Genomic DNA, 18,102 nt, shown 5'->3' with positions numbered 1-18,102 from the left:
CGTCGAATAAGCAAGATTAAGGAGGATATATGTCAAAGGAATTGAAGTCTTCGTCATTGAAAGTACAGGAGTTTTTGTCTCGAAACGGCCAAGATTTTGTCGTTCAGGAAATGCCAAGTTCTACTCGTACAGCGCTCGATGCCGCTGAATCTATCGGATGTACCGTTTCCCAAATAGCGAAGTCGTTAATCTTTAAGCATGGAGAAACCGGTGAGCCGGTGCTAGTTGTTGTCTCTGGCTCTAACATGGTGTGTGCTAACAAAGTCAGAGAAGCTACAGGAATTGTTCTCACCAAAGCAGACGCTTCTTTTGTTCGTGACAAAGTTGGTTACGCTATAGGCGGTGTACCACCAGTTGCTCACAATTCATCAGTCCACACCATTTTGGACAAAGATCTAAATCAGTATTCTGAAATTTGGGCAGCAGCGGGAACACCTAATTCAGTGTTTAAGCTGAATCCGCAGAAATTAGGTGAACTAACACAGGGACAGTGGATAGATATAGCAAAATAAACATAACAAGCAATTTAAGAGGGATTCACAACGCTTGGCATTTTTGCTTTTACATCAAATTTAGTGTTTATGGCACAATGCTTTAGGTTTGGGCGAAGGCGTTGTTCACCCCTTAATTGGGCGTTATATTTCTAGTCAAATTTACAACGAAAGTGGTGTTTTGTGTTTTCTGAGAACAATAAAAAATCTATAGCGAAAGCTATAGAGTCATTTAAGTCCGTTTTTGCTATGGGCGGAGTATTAGCAGCAACAATCGCAGTTGTAAACTTTATATCTGCTTTTGTATCGTTCGATTTTGCGTACATGTTCCAAGTTCTTCTCGACATGTATAAAGCATTCGTACATCAACCCATGGATTGGTTCTTTTCATTGCTTGGTATTACAGTTCCATCTTCGGTAAAAGATGTCATTTTCTTTTATTTGTTACTGGGCGGCTGCTTTATGAGAGCAAGGAAAGGAGAGCAAATTTATAACAATGACTCAAATGCCACAATTAAAACGGCCTTTGAAGCTTTGGTTCATCGTAAGTCAATTGGTGGGGGTATTTCCATGAGTACAGGGCTTTCAGCTATGTATCAAAACTCGCCAAGATATTTGCAACAATTAATGGACTTTGGACTCTGGCCTAGAGTTGCTATGCAATATTACAGATCGCCAATGGTACATAAAAACCTTTACTTAGGTACATTTCCTACATTTGCAGCAGGTTATAAGGTTGGTGAAATGAAGCCGTTTCAATATGACCGTCGAGTAGTATTTATGACCCAGTTGCTTTTTATTTCGTTTGGTGTTGTATGTGTTTTTATCGTTAATGGTTTTCTGACAATGGCGAAATAGAAATATAACAAACTGTTTAAGAGGGATTCGCAACGCGTGGCATTTTCACTATGCGTTGGTTTAAGTGTTTAAGGTGGTTTGCGGCGGCTTCGGTATTGCGTTGCTCACCCCTTAACAGGGCGTTATGTGTTTTTAGGACAAAAATGGAAATTTTCGAAATTCAACTAGGAAACTCAATCGGTCCAGTCAAGCTTGGTATGACAGAAACTGAAGTGAGCAATGTTATCGGAGCTTCTGATTACATCTATGGTCATCGCCATCATTTTTTAGATGGTCTCATGGTAGATTTTAATAATGAAGGAAGAGTTGAGTTCATTGAAGCTGCTGCGTCTGAGTTGTTTTCAACGACATTGTTTGGCTTTGACGTACATAGGACTTTAGCGGCTAATGTGCTCGAACGAGTTCAGCTAGAAGGTAACTATGATCATGCTGATCCAGAGTTAGGCTATAGCTACGTGTTTAAAGAGCTTCAGTTATCTTTCTGGCGTCCAACTCTTCCTGACCTAGAAGAAGGTGAAGGGTTGTACTTTCAATCGGTTGCAATTGCTTCCAAGGGTTACTTTGAGTAAACACATAACAAGCAATTTAAGAGGGATTCACAACGCTTGGCATTTTTGCTTCTACTTCAAATTTAGTGTTTATGGCACAATGCTTTAGGTTCGGGGGAGGCGTTGTTCACCCCTTAATTGGGCGTTATGTGGAGAAAATATGAGTAAAATATGGCGTGAGTTAGCAGACCCCAAAGTGCACTCTGATTTCATGAGCTCATATAATGAAGGTGGTGTACCTGTAAAGAAAAGTAGGGATAACCTTTTGAAGCAATGGGTGTACTTTGTCAACGTATGTGGTTTTACATTTCAATTTGTCAGTATTGAGCAGATTATTGAATGCAAAGCGTATTTTGTGCAGAAAGTTCACCCCTCAACGCGTGACTCTCACCCTCCATCTGAACACTATTGGCATCCTTGGTATTGTAAATTGCCAAAAAGCTTAAACAAAGCATCCAATCGTAAACGAGTTTTAAAGGCATTAGATTGTGCGTTGCAAAAGTGGGGCTAGTCTCCACATAACCAAGCGTTCAATTGGACAGTCAACGCTTGGCAGTTTTGTCTCACAGTTTGGTATTAGTGTTTATGCCACAATGGCTTAGGTTTGCGGTAGCGTTGTCTGCCCATTAACGCGGCGTTATGCACTTAGGGTTATATGAAAGAACTATTGGAAAGAATTCAAACAGAGTTTGATGAAGCAGAAGGTAATATTCGCATCGTTGATGCTGATTGGTATGCGGACGATCTTAGGATTAGCCTTTCAGTCTTGATGCATAATGAGGCTGCTCCTGAACTTTGGGAAGTGCAGTGTATTGGTGTCGTTGAAGAGTCTATATGCTCTGTTGAAGAAGAGTTACTCTCTATATCTAAGAACTCTCCTCTTTTAATTCCGTACCAAGAAGTAGAAATTGACCTGTTTTTTTCGGGGAACTCATGCAGCCCAGAGTCACTTCTTGGTGTTCTTTTCAGCGCCTGTGTGGAGATAATGGGAAAAGCGGAATACTTAGTCCGGTTCTTGAATCAAAAGCCAACAGTAAATGGGATCGTGAAAGCTAAATTTGGTACTTTAGGTCGCTTCCCCAAACCATTGGCTGACAAAATTACTCAAGAGCTAAGTGCACTGCCAATAAATATCAAGCCCATTGAGGTAGGCGCTCCAAAACATTGGACAGGTTCAGAATTCATAAGTTACCCAAGCTTGTCTGTCTTTGAGTTAGGTAATTCTTACGTTATAGCAGAAAGCTTTGGTGCAGTACGTGCATAACAAAGCATTTAAGAGTGATTCCCAACGCTTGGCATTTTTCATTCTATCGTTGGGGTTAGTGTTTAAGGTGGTATGCAGGAGCTTTTGTATTGCGTTGCTCACACCTTAACAGGGCGTTAGGTGAATTAATGGAATATCACTACACAAAGAATGATAGATTGATGCAGCTAAATGACTTAAAAGGACGTTTGACGCTTTTAATTGCTCATCTTCAACTAAACCATAACGATGCCAAGATAATTTCAATATACGAGCGTGCTTTGTTTGACCTAGATGAGCTGATTTTCAATGGTTTTAACCAAAATCAATTGTCGAATGTTAGTGGTTCAATCCCAGATCTTTTTAATCGGCACAAAGATTGGGTACCTCCCTTAGAAGTTGGCTCTGATGGTAAGTTGTCTGAGCCGCAATGGTTTTTAGCGTTAGAGAACTATCTTCAACCTGTTCTAAAAAGTGCAAGGGAACTAAAGGAGTTGGGTGCGCGATAATTCACCTAACAAATTGTTCAAGAGGGATTCGCAACGCGTGACATTTTTACTATGCGTTGGTTTTGGTGATTAAGGTGGCATGCGGCGGCTTTGGTATTGCGTTGCTCATCCCTTAACAAGGCGTTAGGTTTAAAGGAGAGATAGTGAAGTTCGGCAAGCATAAGAAAGAGTGGTTATTGCTCGTTATAAGCATTGTATTTTCAATGGCTTCGATGTTTTTTGATATTCAAACGGTAGACGATACTATTTGGTTCCAGAGGTCAGGAGCAGTTTTGGTATTGTTTGCAGCAATTGTCGAATATCGCCTTGCGAGTTACTCACATGACGAAGTTTTCGATGCTATAAAGGTTACAGCTAAGAAAAGAGCGGTTATGCCTAACATATCAGACAACGATCTGGTCAACGGGTTAGTAAAGTCCAATATAGCGAGTAAACCTGAAACGCCAAAAGACAGAAAGGTTTTAAAGCTTTTTGCTCATGTGTTTGTTGTTTTAGGTACGGCTATCTGGGGTTATGGTGACTTGCTAGTTGTCTAAACCTAACAAGCAATTTAAGAGGGATTCACAACGCTTGGCGCCCTCACTTCAAGTCAATTAAGTGCTTATGGCACAATGCTTTAGGTTTGGGTGGAGGCGTTGTTCACCCCTTAATTGGGCGTTATGGTGCAGCAAAATTTAGTTCTTATTTGGTTATTGGTTCTCCTTTTGTAGCGAGTTTCCTGTGAGCTCTTATTTCCTCACTTGGTACCAAATTTTTATCTCTGGTGAAAAGCCGCTTTGGGTATTTCTCTATGGCTAATCTGCCGTTTGCGTTTTATCCCAAGTTACATGGTACAGCGGCAATTAGCTGAATCTTGGCTCCAGTGGGGCGGCCCTTCTTTGTATCAATTGGCCATATCGTTGTTGTTAGGTTTCTTCTTTGGACTTCATCGGGTTGCTGCATGCTGGCTTGTGGGGTTTTCGTGGTTGCAAAGAGCTCATGTAGTGTGGTGAGTGTATGGGTTGTCTTAGGTTTCCATAACCAAGCGTTTAATCGGACAACCAACGCTTGCTGGTTTTGTCTCACAGTTTGGTTTTTGTGTTTATGGCACAATGGTTTAAGTTTGTGGCAGCGTTGCTTGCCCATTAACGCGGCGTTAGGGCTCATAGGATGATTCGGTGTAAATGAATGAAATGATAGAAAAGTTGGGCTTCGTTTTACTAGGAGCTCTCATGACGGGCATTGGTTATCTTATAAAGCGAAGAATCGAATCAAAGCCTGAATTAGAAATTTTGGATAAGCATCAAAAAGTTCTAGATATACATAAAAAAATGAGTGAGCAAGGTTTAGATATCTCAGGCTTAAACCAGTTTGCTTCTATGCTCACAGAAAAAAGTAGTGCGGTGCAGAGTCATGTTTTAGATTTAAACACTAAATCGGTTTCTCATATGCAGACGAGTAGCACTGAGCATATTACTCAAACTGAAATGAACCAAATGGCTTCGGATAGTTATAATCGTTCATTAGTTAAAATGAACGAAGTTTACGCTCAATTAATGAGTAAGCTAGATAGTGACCGCACCGAAGCGTACGGGTCTGCACAGGTAAAGTGGAACGAGTATATCGAAGCCCATGCGAGATCAGTAGCTGATATGTACAAAGGGGGCTCCATATACCCATTGATATATTACTCGGAACTCGAAACTTTAGTTTTTGAACGAACTGCTCGCTTGCAGAGTGAGCTAGACGAACTAGTATCGCTGGGTAACTGAGCCCTAACAAACTGTTTAAGAGTGATTCGCAACGCGTGGCATTTTTACTATGCGTTGGTTTTAGTGTTTAAGGTGGTATGCGGAAGCATCGGTATTGCGTTGCTCACACCTTAACAGGGCGTTAGGGCTATTGAGGGAAAAATGGCGAGAATTATGGTGAAATTTTTAGTGTTGGTGTCTTCAGTTGTTTCATTTGCATCTGTTTGCAATGAAATTGATGATTTCCAAGCTCACGCTTTGAGTGAAATTAGTCATTTTTACGGAAAAGTTGAAGCTAGTAACCTAAAGCTAGTCAGCACTATAAGGGTGAATAACGTGGTTCATAACCCGAATGAATTAGATCGTTACATTCAGTTGTCTTTTTACGACATAGTTGATCTAGTTGATAGTAAAGACTCCGAAATTGCGCATATAGAGAAAGCTCTTGGGAAACCTTTTTGGGCTATCAATAATTATACAGCTACATACAGAATGACTGACACAGAGAGTTTACTCGCTCCAGAACACAGTTTTTATAGTGTGGGCTACGGTCAGGTCATGCTGTCTGGGCAGTTAAAAACGCAGTTAAAGCCATTGATGCCCTCAATTAATGTTGATGGCCCCAGTCGAGATTAGCCCTAACAAAGCGTTTAAGACGGATTCACAACGCTTGGCACTTTAAGTTCAAGTTAGCTTAAGTGTTTAAGGTACAATGGGTTAGGTTTGGTGGTTGGCGTTGTTCACCACTTAACGCGGCGTTAGGTATTTTTGGAGTATAACATGGCATGGGACTTTATTGAGAATTCTGCATTATTGCTTGAAGAGTTTGATGAACCACCTTCATTTCATGATGCTTATATAAATATGCTGAACTTGAATTCAGGGAACTTAAACTCTGGTGGCAAAAATGCTCCCAGTGTCACTGTTGTTTTTGACTTCCCTTGTTACACAGGCTCGGAACAAGAATATCAAATATCCCATTACTCAGAGGTTACAATCGAGTTTTTGGGAGTTTCATCCGTAGATATTAGCGGTTTTACCTATGACAATTGCTTGTATTATCTAAATGTTAAAAAGGATGAAATGTCAGGGTTGTTGTCTGTTGTAATGAGCTCTTCGACGAATGTTGAATCCTTCGAATGCAATATGATTTGTACGTCGATCGTGGTTCAAAAGTGTTTGAGAAAAACAAATACCTAACAAGGCGTTCAAGACGGATTCACAACGTTTGGCGATTTCAGTTCCAGTCAGGTTAAGTGTTTAAGGTACAATGGTTTAGGTTTGGTGGTTGGCGTTGTTCACCACTTAACACGGCGTTAGGTGCTTATGAGAAGAATAATAACCTTAGTAATTGGTGTCTTAATTACAGGAACATGTATGGCTGAAGGCATTTTTATACATTCACACAGTGCTGCTTCTAATCGGTTCGCGATATTAGACGAAACTGACAAAGTAGCATTTCTCTACCTCACAAAGCCAGGAGAGCAGTCACCATCAAAAGATGCGATCGCATATATGCGAGTAAAACCACCGGTTAACTTTGACTGGAAAGCGGATGCTTCTAAGGGAGAACCACCATTATTACCTGCAAAGTTGGCCTCTGAAAAAGCAGTAATAACAGGTACCAGTGAAGCGGATTTTTCCTTCAAATGGTCATCTGATGGTAATGCAGTGGCTTTGAGTTATAAAAATGAGCCAATTGCTTTTGTTGTAGCTAGTGAACCTACCGGATTTTCTAAGGCGGTATCGATTGATAATGCTTTAACAAATGCGTGGAATCAGGTGTTGTATACAAAGCACTTTGAGTAACACGCACCTAACAAAGGCATCAAGGGTGACGCGTTACACTCGGCGGTTTTGGTGTGGAGTTCAGTGGGCTTGGTGAGTTAGTCGTGGCGCACCTTATGCCCGGCGTTAGGCATCAACAGGGAGAGTATATATGTCTAAAATTGAAATCGGAGTGGTAATTACATTGATTATATCTGTTGTCTCAGGTGCATTATTTCTAGGACAGTTAGACGGTAGGCTATCAGCAATTGAAGATGACAAGGATTATGCATCTTTGAAAGAAGATAAGAAAGATGCTATCCAACTAATAGAACTAGCTAAGACTCAAGCCATGGCAGAGATAGAAAAGTCTAAGGGCACTTTGGAAGAAGATGTGTCAAGTCTCAAGGTCAATGTTGGTAATTTATCTACAAAGATAGAAAATGTAGATAATCGCAAGCTATGCTATTGCTTAGAAGCGAGACACAATGGAAGTTCATGTAGTTCAAATGGTGGTTGGACTGCATATAAAGGTGATGGAAAAACTCCAGATAAAATAAAAGTTTACTATTGTGAATAAATGCCTAACAAGCAATTTAAGAGGGATTCACAACGCTCGGCATTTTGGCTTCTACTTCAAATTTAGTGTTTATGGCACAATGCCTTAGGTTTGGGTGGAGGCGTTGTTCACCCCTTAATTGGGCGTTATGTTTAGGAGTCATATGGACTGGAATCTTATCATTAGCACTACAAGTACATGTGTCATTATGTTCATTGTTTTGCAGCCAATTTATCATCATAAAAAAGCGCTTCAAGTGGTTGCAGGCTTACTATTTCTGTACTTCGGTTTAGGCGTCTACAATTTCAATTATGGTTATACCCGTGGTGACATTACGTCTTTCGCTATGTTTTCAGCTGCGCAGTTGAGTTTTTTAGCTCAACTACGCTATAGCCATCAAATCAAAGCTACACATGGCTTTTATCCACGATTGTACTACAGGCGCTTTCCCATAAAGGGAATCTACATAAAGCATCCAGATATCGACAGAGCTCATTCAGAACCAGATACAATAATGACAATGCTTGCCTTTCTAGGATTCGTTTTAGGCTTTTTAGTCGTACTGTTTATGGAAATAGCATCGAGGTCGTAAAAACATAACAAGCAATTTAAGAGGGATTCACAACGCTTGGCACTTTTGCTTCTACTTCAGCTTTAGTGTTTATGGCAAAATAATTTAGGTTTGGGTGGAGGCGTTGTTCACCCCTTAATTGGGCGTTATGTTTAGCGGAGGAACGATGCCTGAATATGCTTTATTAAATAATGTTGTCGACTATATGGAAGAGCATGGTCATACATATAAAACCGTTCATCTCGATATAGACGAAAAATTGGTTCAAGAGATTAACGCGGTTAACAAAGGTAAGTTCACTCTTGAACAACTAGAAAAAGCGGCGGACAAGTGCTTAGCGCATGAATGGCTTAAGCATGCGTTTTTAGGTGGTGGTAAGTACAACGGATTACAAATAACACCTAAAGGAATTGGTGTTGCTCGTTCTAAAAAGCGTTCGGATGAACTTAAGGCAAACAGGTCGTTTTTGAAGAAAACCTCAGATTACATAGAGGAACACAAGGGGCTTTTTGTTGTTCTAGGCTTTCTTCTAGCGCTAGCGACGCTTGGTCTTAAAGTGATGGAGTTTTAATAATGGATGACAGCAACTTTACTGTTGAACTTAAATGTCTGTTTTGTGACTGCCCATTAGAGGGGGAACCCGATCAGGAATTTTCTTCAGGGGACTTAATAAAATGTCAAAACTGTAACGAATTAAATGATTACGATGCGTTGTTAGACGTAGCGGCAGAAGAGGGACTGACAATAGTTCAAGCACACTTAGATGACCATTTAAAAAAGACATTTGGTAAGCTCTTTAAAAAATAAACATAACAAATTGTTCAAGAGGGATTCGCAACGCGTGGCATTTTTACTATGCGTTGGCTTTAGTGATTAGGGTGGCATGCGGTAGCATCGGTATTGCGTTGCTCACCCCTTAACAAGGCGTTAGGTGATTATGGAATATACAGAAGCAGTCAAGAAAGTAGAAAGTTATCTGAAGTGTGAAGAGACTAAAATGAACAGTTTTGGTTCAGCTTTACCCAACTATGTAAATCCTAATATTAGGTTAAAAATTCAAGACAATGAGACCGAAGAGTATGATTTTGGTTGGGTATTCTATTACAACACCGAAGAATTCATAAAAGCTGGCGACTTTAGAGAAGCACTTAGTGGAAATACTCCTCTAATTGTTAATAGATATACAGAGGAGCTAGTTATCACAGGCAATCATGAGGAAGTTGATTGTTACATTAAGAACCATGTAAAAACAAGGTAGGCACATTAATGAGGTGTAGAACTCACCTAACCAGGCGTTCAACAGGACAGCCAACGCTTGGCGGCTTAGACTCACAGTTTGGTTTTTGTGTTTATGCCACAATGGTCTAAGTTTTTGGCGGCGTTGCCTGCCCATTAACGCTGCGTTATGGTGCAGCAAGATTTAGTTCTTATTTGGCTTGTTGGTTCAGCGTTCGTTACGAGTTTCATGGTCATTCTCAAATCCCTGCTAGGTTCCAAACCTTTATCTCTGATGAAAAGCCGCTTTGAGTTTCTCAAGATGGCTAATCTGCCGTTTGCATCTGGTTCCCAAGTGAAACTGGTAAAGCGGCAATTAGCTGTTACTTGGCTTCAGTGGGGCGGCCCTTCTTTGTTCTAGCTGGCTGTATCGTTGTTGTTGGTTTTTTTCTTTGGACTTCATTGGGTTGCTGTATTCTGGTTTGTTGTGTTTATTGGTCCCAATGAGCCGATGCTTTGCTGTGAGTGTGTTGGTTGTCTTAGGTTTCCATAACCAAGCGTTTAATCGGACAACCAACGCTTGGCAGTTTTGGCTCACAGTTTAGTTTTTGTGTTTATGGCACAATGGCTTAAGTTGGTGGAAGCGTTGCTTGCCCATTAACGCGGCGTTATGACGATCAGCACGATAGGTTTCTTAGGAATTTAACTAATATATGAGTATTAAAATCAGCGACAATTTATTTACTGGCGTAGGGCTATCAACGGCAGTGGTAACTGCAATCATAGCGTTTTCCGCCACATTATATACGGATTCTCAAGTTAAGGAAGATAGAGTAAAATTTGAACTAGTTAATGATGGTCAGCAATATAGTGAACTAGCGGGCGATTTAAGCAAATTAACTGATGACTTTGTCGATTTTAAAGCGCAAGTTGACTCTACAATTAATCAATCAGAAAAGCAGCTTGCCAGTTTATCAGAGCAACAGCAAAATACACTTTTATTGTTCACTAGTCAGAAGTTAAATAGTGAATCAAAAACAGATTTAATAGAAGTTGTACAGGAGCGAGTCGAAGAAAGCATAGCCGAAAACCTTGAGCTAGATATAATGGACAACCGTATAGAGTTAATAGAAACGGCACTAGTTGCAACACCAGAAAAGGTCTTGAAGTTGCCATTACTTGCTAAGGATCTTGGTGTATTGAGTAAAGAGGTCAACAAGCTAGAGCAAAGTATCAGCGAGCTCGATGGGAAAGTTGAGAAAGTCAAAGAGTACGAGCTTCATATAAAAGTTCTAGAGTCCCAGTTATCTGATATGAAAACATGGGGTGTAAGTATGCTCGGTGGCTTATTTATTTCTATTGTTAGTATTGGTCTCGGCAATATTATGAATGCGAGAAAATCGTCATAACAAGCAATTTAAGAGGGATTCACAACGCTTGGCACTTTTGCTTTTACTTCAAATTTAGTGTTTATGACGCAATCTTTTAGGTTGGGTGGTAGCGTTGTTCACCCCTTAATTGGGCGTTAAATTCTTTTACGGACGGGGAGAGTTAAATGAATCCTTGGAATCTTGATCCTGTATTTAAAAATTATTGTTCGATGTATAGAGAGGCTACTGAGAGTGACAGGGCTCCTCATGAAGAAAGTATGCTTCACCATGTGACATCTGCTGTGTATTTTTCAATTGCGTGTATTGAAGCTTTCCTCAATCACTTGAAAACAGAAGAGTTGCGTGAGTCACATACAGAGGATAGCGAAATATTACGCTTGATAAAGAGTACGAAATTTAGCCAAAAGCTACAAAATTGGCCTAAAGATTCTTTAGGAAGTGATAGTAGTTTGAAGTATTCGCCGGGAGTCATGAAGCACATCAACCTCTTTTATGATGTTCGCTGTGGCTTAATACATCCTAAGTTAACTCAAACAGATGAATATGAAACACTTGAAGCATTAACTGGCTCAAAGATCATTGAAGTGACGGCTAGTTTCTTATCTGAAGTTTGGTCGAAAAAAGATAAACCGTTTCCTTATTGGCTGCTAGGGTGGAATTTTGTTAACCCCAGAAGTAATTCGCAAGAAATTATAAAGTTACCAAATGATCAGTTTTTATACTCTCTATGCGCGTTAGATATACAAGTTCCAGTTATATCGCCTCGTTCGGATAAATGGATGCAGACCAATATGAAAGGCTCAAAGTGTTGGAAAGAACTTCATAAAACTCTGAAAAATAAAACATACTGCGAAAAACAAGTAATACCAGTCGATGGTGACTACTTTTTTTCATTGAAACCGCGTCTTTGTAAAGAATGGTGGGTACCAAAGCATGTTGAAGTCTGTGGGACTCCATCAGAACGAATTTAACAAAGCGTTTAAGACGGATTCCCAACGCTTGGTATTTTCGGTTTGATTCAGCTTTAGTGTTTACGGCACAATGGTTTAGGTCAGGTGGTAGCGTTGCTCACCACTTAACGCGGCGTTAGGTGTTTTTACATAAGGGGCCAATACAATGGAAGTCAAAGTTTGGACGAGTGGTAAGCCCAATTATGAGACAGGTGCAGGTTTAGGAGTTCGTATTGCTCGGGTGGATCGAGATTCCAACTTTTCTCAATCGCAGCCAAACATAAGGTTGCTAATAGATGATGAATTAGTTGAGATAGAGCTTACTCCTAGCTTTTGGAGAAAGTGCCATGAAATTAGGCATCGAGAGATAGGCAAGTGGATCGTATATCATGGTCTTCACAAAGCACCCAAAGGTCATCCTAATAAACTTTTACTAGAACGCACAATGCCTAACGAGTACAAGCTTTGCCAGCGTAAATAAAGGCTCCACACCTAACCAAGCATTTAAGAGGGATTCTCAACGCTTGGCATTTCAGCTTCTACTTCAATTTAAGTGTTTATGGCACAATATGTTAAGTCGGGTGGCTGCGTTGTTCACCCCTTAATGCGGCGTTAGGGCTATTGAGGGAAAAATGGCGAGAATTATGGTGAAATTTTTAGTGTTGGTGTCTTCAGTTGTTTCATTTGCATCTGTTTGCAATGAAATTGATGATTTTCAAGCTCACGCTTTGAGTGAAATTAGTCACTTTTACGGAAAAGTTGAAGCTAGTAACCTAAAGCTAGTCAGCACTATAAGGGTGAATAACGTGGTTCATAACCCGAATGAACTAGATCGTTATATTCAATTGTCTTTTTATGACATAGTTGATCTAGTTGATAGTAAAGACTCCGAAATTGCGCACATAGAGAAAGCTCTTGGGAAACCTTTTTGGGCTATCAATAATTATACAGCTACATACAGAATGACTGACACAGAGAGTTTACTCGCTCCAGAACACAGTTTTTATAGTGTGGGCTACGGTCAGGTCATGCTGTCTGGGCAGTTAAAAACGCAGTTAAAGCCATTGATGCCCTCAATTAATGTTGATGGCCCCAGTCGAGATTAGCCCTAACAAAGCGTTTAAGACGGATTCACAACGCTTGGCACTTTAAGTTCAAGTCAGCTTAAGTGTTTAAGGTACAAATGGCTTAGGTTTGGTGGTTGGCGTTGTTCACCACTTAACGCGGCGTTATGTTTAATGGAGGACACGGTGATTTTAGGGCTAAATCATATCACTATTGCAGTTAGTGACTTGGAATCCTCTCTTCAGTTTTATAGAGATATTTTGGGGTTCACTGCTCATGCGAAGTGGGATAATGGAGCTTACTTATCTGTAGGTGAACTTTGGTTTTGTCTTTCACTCGATGAGCCTTGCCCAAAAGCCGACTATACCCACATCGCTTTTGATATTGCATCTGAAGAATTTGAAGCCTTTGCGAAGTGTGTCGTTTCATTGGGTGTAGAAGTTTGGAAAGAGAACAAAAGTGAAGGGCAGTCACTCTACATTTTAGACCCTGATGGCCACAAGTTAGAGGTACATTCAGGTTCGCTGGAAAGCAGGTTAGAATCTCTAAGAACAAAACCATACAGTGGGCTTGTTTGGCTTTAAACATAACAAACTGCTCAAGACGGACTATCAACGCTTGGCGATTTTACCTCTAATCAGGCATAGTGATTACGGTGGCTAGTTTCAGTATCGTGTTATGCGTTGCTAGCCACTTAGCAGGGCGTTAGAGCTCTTTCGTGGAATTTTCGATATGAATAAGTTATTAAATTTGTGCGGTTTCGCATTGTTAGTTGTTTCCGTTTTTCTGTTTGGTCTAAATGCTCAAAGTGTAGAAATGGGGATCGCAGTCGCTGCAAGTGGTATATTTTTAGCGTTTGCGAATCTCGATAAATTTACAAGGTTTAAGGGGGCGGGGTTTGAAGCTGAATTAAAATCTGTCGTTCAGGAAGCAAATGCGTCGATTGAACAACTAAAATCAGTCGCAACTCCATTAGCAATCTCGAGCTTGCAAGCAATGACTAAAGGAAATCGTTGGTCAGACGGAGCTCGTATTACACGAGAAGAAAATGATTCATTTTCAATTAATCATGACCTGTTTGACGATTTATGCCAATTAATTGAAACGAATAAATTATCAAATGAAAAGCTTGAACTGCTAAAGAAGCAGTATGTAAATATACATGCTTGGGATATGGTTGAGGATATTATTTATAGTTGCAGTGGGAATATGAAAGACATCGTCGGAATTTTTTCATTTGAACATGCACCAAATTTGGAAGCTCTCAATGAATACATTAAGACACAGAGCTTATCAGAAGAGATGTCAGAGAAAGTATCTATCCTTAGGTCGTACTACAAAAAATACGAGCTCTAACAAGCAATTTAAGAGGGATTCACAACGCTTGGCACTTTTGCTTCTACTTCAGTTTTAGTGTTTATGGCACAATGCTTTAGGTTTGGGTGGAGGCGTTGTTCACCCCTTAATTGGGCGTTATGTTTTTAGTCGGAAATTGGAGTAATAATGGCTAGGTATACAGATTTATCCCCTTTCTTGAAAGACTTGAGTAATTTTGAATTAGATTACCGGGAGCCTTTGTCTGAGCAAAACATAGAAAAAATTCGCAATAAGTATCAAGGCATTCCGGAGAGTTATCTAGATTTCTTAAAAGAACTTGGTGCTGGCTTGTATTTTGATGGTTGCATTGATATGCATTGTTCACCGTCTTTTGCTGAAGATGTGTGCAGTGAGGTTTCTGAAATGGCGTCGGAACTAAAAGGTACGGATGCCATAGTATTTGGGCTTTTCGGTGATAGTTATTACTATTTTGTGCCTTCAAAAAATTGGGCAATCTATGGGGAAGATCATGATTTTTCAGATTCATATCATGTTTCAAATGACTCATTTGAAGTCTTCATCCGCAGAACAATAGAAGCTCATAAACAGTAACTCGAACAAACATAACAAAGCATTTAAGAGTGACTCGCAACGTTTGGCATTCTTTATTCTATCGTTGGGTTGTGTGTTTACGGTGGTATGGTTAGGTTTCGCGGTAGCGTTGCTCACACCTTAATGCGGCGTTATATGTTGGGTAAAGTATGACTGTTAATATTAAAAGTATCGGTAAATCAGTTGGTGATAAATACCTATGCCAGCTAGAACATCAACGAAATTTGCTTACATGCTTGATTGATGTCAGCGCAAGCTTGAGGTCAAATATACCGTCTGAAGTTCTGCAAGTGGAATTCGATTTCGCGGAAGTTTTAGACGCTAAAATTATAGCTAACTTACCCGACTCAAAAACCGGAATTAAGCAAGGTGACGGGCTTCTCATTCATCAAATTTTTGGTCATGTGCATAACGTGGTTTATATTTCGGAAGACTCCACGATATATGATGTTTATCTGAGAAATGGTCCTGAATTCCTCTGTGTATCATCAGAAGATTGGGCGATTGAGCCAAAAGTTGGTGACGGTATTTACATAAAAACTAGCGGGTTATGTATTTATCCCTCCAACATATAACAAAGCGTTTAAGGCAGATTCGCAACGCTTGGCATTCTAGGTTTGAATCAGCTTTAGTGTTTACGGCACAATAGGTTAGAGTCAGTGGTGGCGTTGCTCACTACTTAACGCGGCGTTATGCATCAGGAGATAAAATGAAGAAAGAGCAAGAGTTTTACCGCGAAAGAACGGTTGGGCTGTTAACGAATTTTCAGCTCCTAGAGCTTTCGTTGAAAATGTATATTGGAAAGTCATATGACTTTATTCATGCTCTTGTTGGTGACCGAATCCACTTTGGTTTTTCGATTGACGATGTAGAAAATTATCCGTTAGAAAGACTACTCAACACATTCGTTAAGTTAAACGACAACAAAGAATTACATAAACGTCTCAATAAACTCAGAAAGCAGCGAAATTATATAGCCCATGAAGCTCTACTTGTTACTATTGGCAACAATCCGAATATGGATACACTCCATGAGAAATCACATGAATTCTTTGAGTTAGAGGATGAGTTAAGTGATTGCCTAAAGGTTCTGGTTGCTGAGTTTGAAAAGCTTCATGTGAAATACGTGGCAAATGCATAACAAACTGTTCAAGAGGGATTCGCAACGCGTGGCATTTTCACTATGCGTTGGTTTTAGTGATTAAGGTGGTTTTCAGAGGCATCAGTATTGCGTTGCTCACCCCTTAACAGAGCGTTAGTCGCCAGAAAAAGCTAGCAATCAAAATCATGTTTCTGAGCTTAGAATTTAGCAGCTGTTTGCTTGGTACACCGATTAATCGTAGGTCATCAGAGCTTAGTTCTAGCTGTTTTAAGTCCAAAGTTTTGTACCTGTCCTAGCGGTTGTTTTGTTCTTTGGTGCTTACAGGGTAGGGCAATCGAGAGTCTATTTTTGGTTGCAACTCCGCTCGGTGAGTTTGTCGGTACAAACGTCGATTTACTCGCTGAAATGACGTTTTCTCTGGTGTTGTAAATTCCACGTGGTTTCAGTGACTTCGTTGAAAGTCCGCACTGTGAGATTAGCTTTTCAAAAGCGCCTTTTGGTATTGTCAGTTCGTTTTCTGCGGCGTTGTTTGTTCCAAGTGGTTTCATTGAGTAGCCGCTTTGAGACTACGCCTGACTTAAATGCATCAAAGCACATAAAGTTTGTTGTTCGCAAAATTTAGTTCGGCTTAAAATTGTCGCTCGGTGCCTCGCGACTAACAAACTGTTTAAGAGTGATTCGCAACGCGTGGCATTTTTACTATGCGTTGGTTTTAGTGTTTAAGGTGGTATGCGGGAGCATCGGTATTGCGTTGCTCACACCTTAACAGGGCGTTATATTGCCGATACGATCTTGTATGGAGACTAATTTAATGAATTTTGGAAAATTGATTTTAGCTACTGCGATTATTTCTATATCGAGTTTAGGTGTTGCCGGTCAATTGGTAAAAGATGTGCAGTTGTTAGAAGTAGCATCAAATGCAACTAATGGAGGTAAAAGCTTTGCAGTATTAATCGATGGTGGTAATGGAGTATGTGCTGGAACTCCTACAGCCAAGCAATGGATATATTTTCCAGAAGCGAAATTTAATTCTATTGCGTCATATAATCAGTCATTTTCCTTAGCTCTAACCGCCTTAACAACAGGGAAAAGCGTGAGAATTCACAATTACGCTGACAACTCATGTACGGGTGCAGACTTCATATCAATCAGTAAATAATATAACCAAGCGTTCAATTGGACAACCAACGCTTGGAAGTTTTGCTCACAGTTTGGCATTAGCGTTTATGGCACAATGGTTTAAGTTGGTGGCAGCGTTGTCTGCCCATTAACGCGGCGTTATATTCAACGAGGTAGTATGAAGATTTACGTTAGCGAAAGAGTGTTCGATTGGGACGTGAAAAAGTTCACAATCAAACCTCAAGGAAGTGAGTGGGAAAAGAGCTACATATACGTAAATCACGCTCAGTCTTTGTTAGCTATTGCCGATAATGGCAACTTTTATATTGATATCATATCCAACTTAAAACGCTCAATAGATCATCGTCTAAAGTTGTTATCTAAGTGCTACGACATTAAACACATATCAAGGCTATTTGGCGTTAAAGGTTCATTTGATACTTTGTCAAAGTTGTCACTTGTCCGCAGGTTGATGGTGAACAAGCTTATCGAATTAAGGAACAATATAGAGCATCAGTTCAGTGACGCGCCGTCACATGAACGGTGTGAAGAGTATATTGAGTTCACGTGGTATTTCTTACGCTCAACGGATAGTTGGGTTAAAGAGGTGCATAGTGATATCTACTTTGAACATCCTAGTATTTCTCATTATTTCATTGAACTTGATTTGAATATTGAAAATGGATGGAACATTGAGTTTTCGGCTTGGCTACCGATAGAATTATACTCAGAAGTTAAAAAAGATAAGTTCTATGAACTCGAAGTGGAAAAGCTGGAGTTTGGGCGTGAGTTTAGCGAAAGGCTGAAAAATAATCCGGCTCTAAATTCTGATGGGCACTGGGATGCCTTAAAACAGGGTGACTTGCATCTTAGGAGTGTATTAATCCAATCTCCTGAGCTTAAAAGGCGCATTATCACAGAGTATTTTGCGAAAATATGAATATAACAAACTGTTTAAGAGTGATTCGCAACGCTTGGCATTTTTGCTATGCGTTGTGTTTAGTGTTTAAGGTGGTATGCGGCGGCATCGGTATTGCGTTACTCACACCTTAACA

The 18,102-nt window shown here is 40.1% G+C and carries 28 protein-coding genes; 27 read left to right on the top strand and 1 reads right to left on the bottom strand.

The genetic code is table 11. From position 1 onward, the window contains the following. Positions 1-29: 29 nt before the first annotated feature. From VIC_RS07570 to VIC_RS07440, 25 genes are all read left to right on the top strand, one after another. Positions 30-512, top strand: coding sequence for a YbaK/EbsC family protein (locus VIC_RS07570; protein WP_006958837.1), 483 nt, complete (start codon positions 30-32; stop codon positions 510-512). Positions 513-674: 162 nt separating this feature from the next. Then, positions 675-1,349, top strand: coding sequence for a hypothetical protein (locus tag VIC_RS07565; protein WP_006958836.1), 675 nt, complete (start codon positions 675-677; stop codon positions 1,347-1,349). A 143-nt stretch (positions 1,350-1,492) separates the two neighbouring features. Then, the gene (locus VIC_RS07560; protein WP_006958835.1) at positions 1,493-1,918 is read left to right on the top strand and encodes a hypothetical protein; all 426 of its coding nucleotides are present in this window, start codon (positions 1,493-1,495) and stop codon (positions 1,916-1,918) included. Between the two features lie 139 nt (positions 1,919-2,057). Then, positions 2,058-2,408 carry a hypothetical protein gene (locus VIC_RS07555; protein ID WP_039951601.1) on the top strand — a complete coding sequence of 117 codons (351 nt, stop codon included), beginning with the start codon at positions 2,058-2,060 and terminating at the stop codon, positions 2,406-2,408. 144 nt (positions 2,409-2,552) lie between these two features. Further along, positions 2,553-3,161: a hypothetical protein gene (locus VIC_RS07550; protein ID WP_006958834.1), complete on the top strand. Its 609-nt coding sequence runs from the start codon at positions 2,553-2,555 to the stop codon at positions 3,159-3,161. 128 nt (positions 3,162-3,289) lie between these two features. Beyond that, complete coding sequence (locus VIC_RS07545; RefSeq protein ID WP_039951600.1) at positions 3,290-3,649, top strand: hypothetical protein; 360 nt, start codon at positions 3,290-3,292, stop codon at positions 3,647-3,649. A gap of 143 nt (positions 3,650-3,792) precedes the next feature. Beyond that, entirely contained in the window at positions 3,793-4,185 is a 393-nt protein-coding gene (locus tag VIC_RS07540; protein WP_039951599.1) for a hypothetical protein, read from the top strand. Positions 4,186-4,860: 675 nt separating this feature from the next. Then, positions 4,861-5,400: a lysozyme inhibitor LprI family protein gene (locus VIC_RS26575; RefSeq protein WP_236612169.1), complete on the top strand. Its 540-nt coding sequence runs from the start codon at positions 4,861-4,863 to the stop codon at positions 5,398-5,400. Between the two features lie 153 nt (positions 5,401-5,553). Then, entirely contained in the window at positions 5,554-6,015 is a 462-nt protein-coding gene (locus tag VIC_RS07525) for a hypothetical protein (RefSeq protein ID WP_157622134.1), read from the top strand. Positions 6,016-6,159: 144 nt separating this feature from the next. Next, positions 6,160-6,579 carry an Imm50 family immunity protein gene (locus tag VIC_RS07520; RefSeq protein WP_039951594.1) on the top strand — a complete coding sequence of 140 codons (420 nt, stop codon included), beginning with the start codon at positions 6,160-6,162 and terminating at the stop codon, positions 6,577-6,579. A 177-nt stretch (positions 6,580-6,756) separates the two neighbouring features. Next, positions 6,757-7,188: a hypothetical protein gene (locus tag VIC_RS07515; RefSeq protein WP_039951593.1), complete on the top strand. Its 432-nt coding sequence runs from the start codon at positions 6,757-6,759 to the stop codon at positions 7,186-7,188. Between the two features lie 130 nt (positions 7,189-7,318). Further along, positions 7,319-7,726, top strand: a complete 408-nt coding sequence (locus VIC_RS07510) for a hypothetical protein (RefSeq protein WP_039951591.1) — start codon at positions 7,319-7,321, stop codon at positions 7,724-7,726. 142 nt (positions 7,727-7,868) lie between these two features. After that, positions 7,869-8,297 (top strand): hypothetical protein, encoded by a 429-nt coding sequence (locus VIC_RS07505; protein WP_039951589.1) that lies wholly within the window; start codon positions 7,869-7,871, stop codon positions 8,295-8,297. Between the two features lie 145 nt (positions 8,298-8,442). Continuing rightward, complete coding sequence (locus VIC_RS07500; RefSeq protein ID WP_006958829.1) at positions 8,443-8,847, top strand: hypothetical protein; 405 nt, start codon at positions 8,443-8,445, stop codon at positions 8,845-8,847. 2 nt (positions 8,848-8,849) lie between these two features. Next, positions 8,850-9,083, top strand: a complete 234-nt coding sequence (locus VIC_RS07495; RefSeq protein ID WP_006958828.1) for a hypothetical protein — start codon at positions 8,850-8,852, stop codon at positions 9,081-9,083. A 130-nt stretch (positions 9,084-9,213) separates the two neighbouring features. After that, positions 9,214-9,534 (top strand): YrhB domain-containing protein, encoded by a 321-nt coding sequence (locus tag VIC_RS07490; protein WP_039951587.1) that lies wholly within the window; start codon positions 9,214-9,216, stop codon positions 9,532-9,534. Positions 9,535-10,204: 670 nt separating this feature from the next. Continuing rightward, positions 10,205-10,900: a hypothetical protein gene (locus VIC_RS07480; RefSeq protein WP_006958826.1), complete on the top strand. Its 696-nt coding sequence runs from the start codon at positions 10,205-10,207 to the stop codon at positions 10,898-10,900. Between the two features lie 146 nt (positions 10,901-11,046). Further along, a complete protein-coding gene (locus VIC_RS07475; RefSeq protein WP_006958825.1) occupies positions 11,047-11,853 on the top strand; it encodes a hypothetical protein in 807 nt (268 codons plus the stop codon). 145 nt (positions 11,854-11,998) lie between these two features. Continuing rightward, complete coding sequence (locus tag VIC_RS07470) at positions 11,999-12,313, top strand: hypothetical protein (RefSeq protein ID WP_039951583.1); 315 nt, start codon at positions 11,999-12,001, stop codon at positions 12,311-12,313. 163 nt (positions 12,314-12,476) lie between these two features. Then, on the top strand, positions 12,477-12,938 hold the full coding sequence (locus VIC_RS07465) for a hypothetical protein (RefSeq protein ID WP_157622134.1): 462 nt from the start codon (positions 12,477-12,479) through the stop codon (positions 12,936-12,938). A gap of 144 nt (positions 12,939-13,082) precedes the next feature. Beyond that, positions 13,083-13,481 carry a FosG/FosC2-related fosfomycin resistance glutathione transferase gene (fos, locus tag VIC_RS07460; RefSeq protein WP_006958824.1) on the top strand — a complete coding sequence of 133 codons (399 nt, stop codon included), beginning with the start codon at positions 13,083-13,085 and terminating at the stop codon, positions 13,479-13,481. Positions 13,482-13,629: 148 nt separating this feature from the next. After that, complete coding sequence (locus tag VIC_RS07455; protein WP_006958823.1) at positions 13,630-14,253, top strand: hypothetical protein; 624 nt, start codon at positions 13,630-13,632, stop codon at positions 14,251-14,253. A 147-nt stretch (positions 14,254-14,400) separates the two neighbouring features. Then, positions 14,401-14,826, top strand: a complete 426-nt coding sequence (locus tag VIC_RS07450; RefSeq protein WP_080555921.1) for an SMI1/KNR4 family protein — start codon at positions 14,401-14,403, stop codon at positions 14,824-14,826. Positions 14,827-14,975: 149 nt separating this feature from the next. Continuing rightward, complete coding sequence (locus VIC_RS07445) at positions 14,976-15,401, top strand: hypothetical protein (protein ID WP_039951580.1); 426 nt, start codon at positions 14,976-14,978, stop codon at positions 15,399-15,401. Positions 15,402-15,535: 134 nt separating this feature from the next. Continuing rightward, positions 15,536-15,967: a hypothetical protein gene (locus VIC_RS07440; protein ID WP_006958821.1), complete on the top strand. Its 432-nt coding sequence runs from the start codon at positions 15,536-15,538 to the stop codon at positions 15,965-15,967. Positions 15,968-16,173: 206 nt separating this feature from the next. Here VIC_RS07440 and VIC_RS27025 read toward each other — a convergent pair whose 3' ends face one another. Beyond that, the gene (locus tag VIC_RS27025) at positions 16,174-16,476 is read right to left on the bottom strand and encodes a hypothetical protein (RefSeq protein ID WP_039951577.1); all 303 of its coding nucleotides are present in this window, start codon (positions 16,474-16,476) and stop codon (positions 16,174-16,176) included. Between the two features lie 263 nt (positions 16,477-16,739). Between VIC_RS27025 and VIC_RS07430 the strand changes: the two genes are divergently transcribed. Together VIC_RS07430 and VIC_RS07425 are read left to right on the top strand one after the other, a co-directional pair. Further along, positions 16,740-17,087 (top strand): DUF5992 family protein, encoded by a 348-nt coding sequence (locus tag VIC_RS07430; protein ID WP_050778615.1) that lies wholly within the window; start codon positions 16,740-16,742, stop codon positions 17,085-17,087. Between the two features lie 138 nt (positions 17,088-17,225). Continuing rightward, a complete protein-coding gene (locus VIC_RS07425) occupies positions 17,226-17,987 on the top strand; it encodes a hypothetical protein (RefSeq protein WP_006958819.1) in 762 nt (253 codons plus the stop codon). The last annotated feature ends 115 nt before the right edge of the window (positions 17,988-18,102 follow it).

Source organism: Vibrio coralliilyticus ATCC BAA-450 (assembly GCF_000176135.1).
Classification (GTDB): Bacteria; Pseudomonadota; Gammaproteobacteria; order Enterobacterales; family Vibrionaceae; genus Vibrio; species Vibrio coralliilyticus.
The sequence above is the reverse complement of the archived record's forward strand: the minus strand, read 5'-3'. Positions and strand labels throughout refer to the sequence as shown.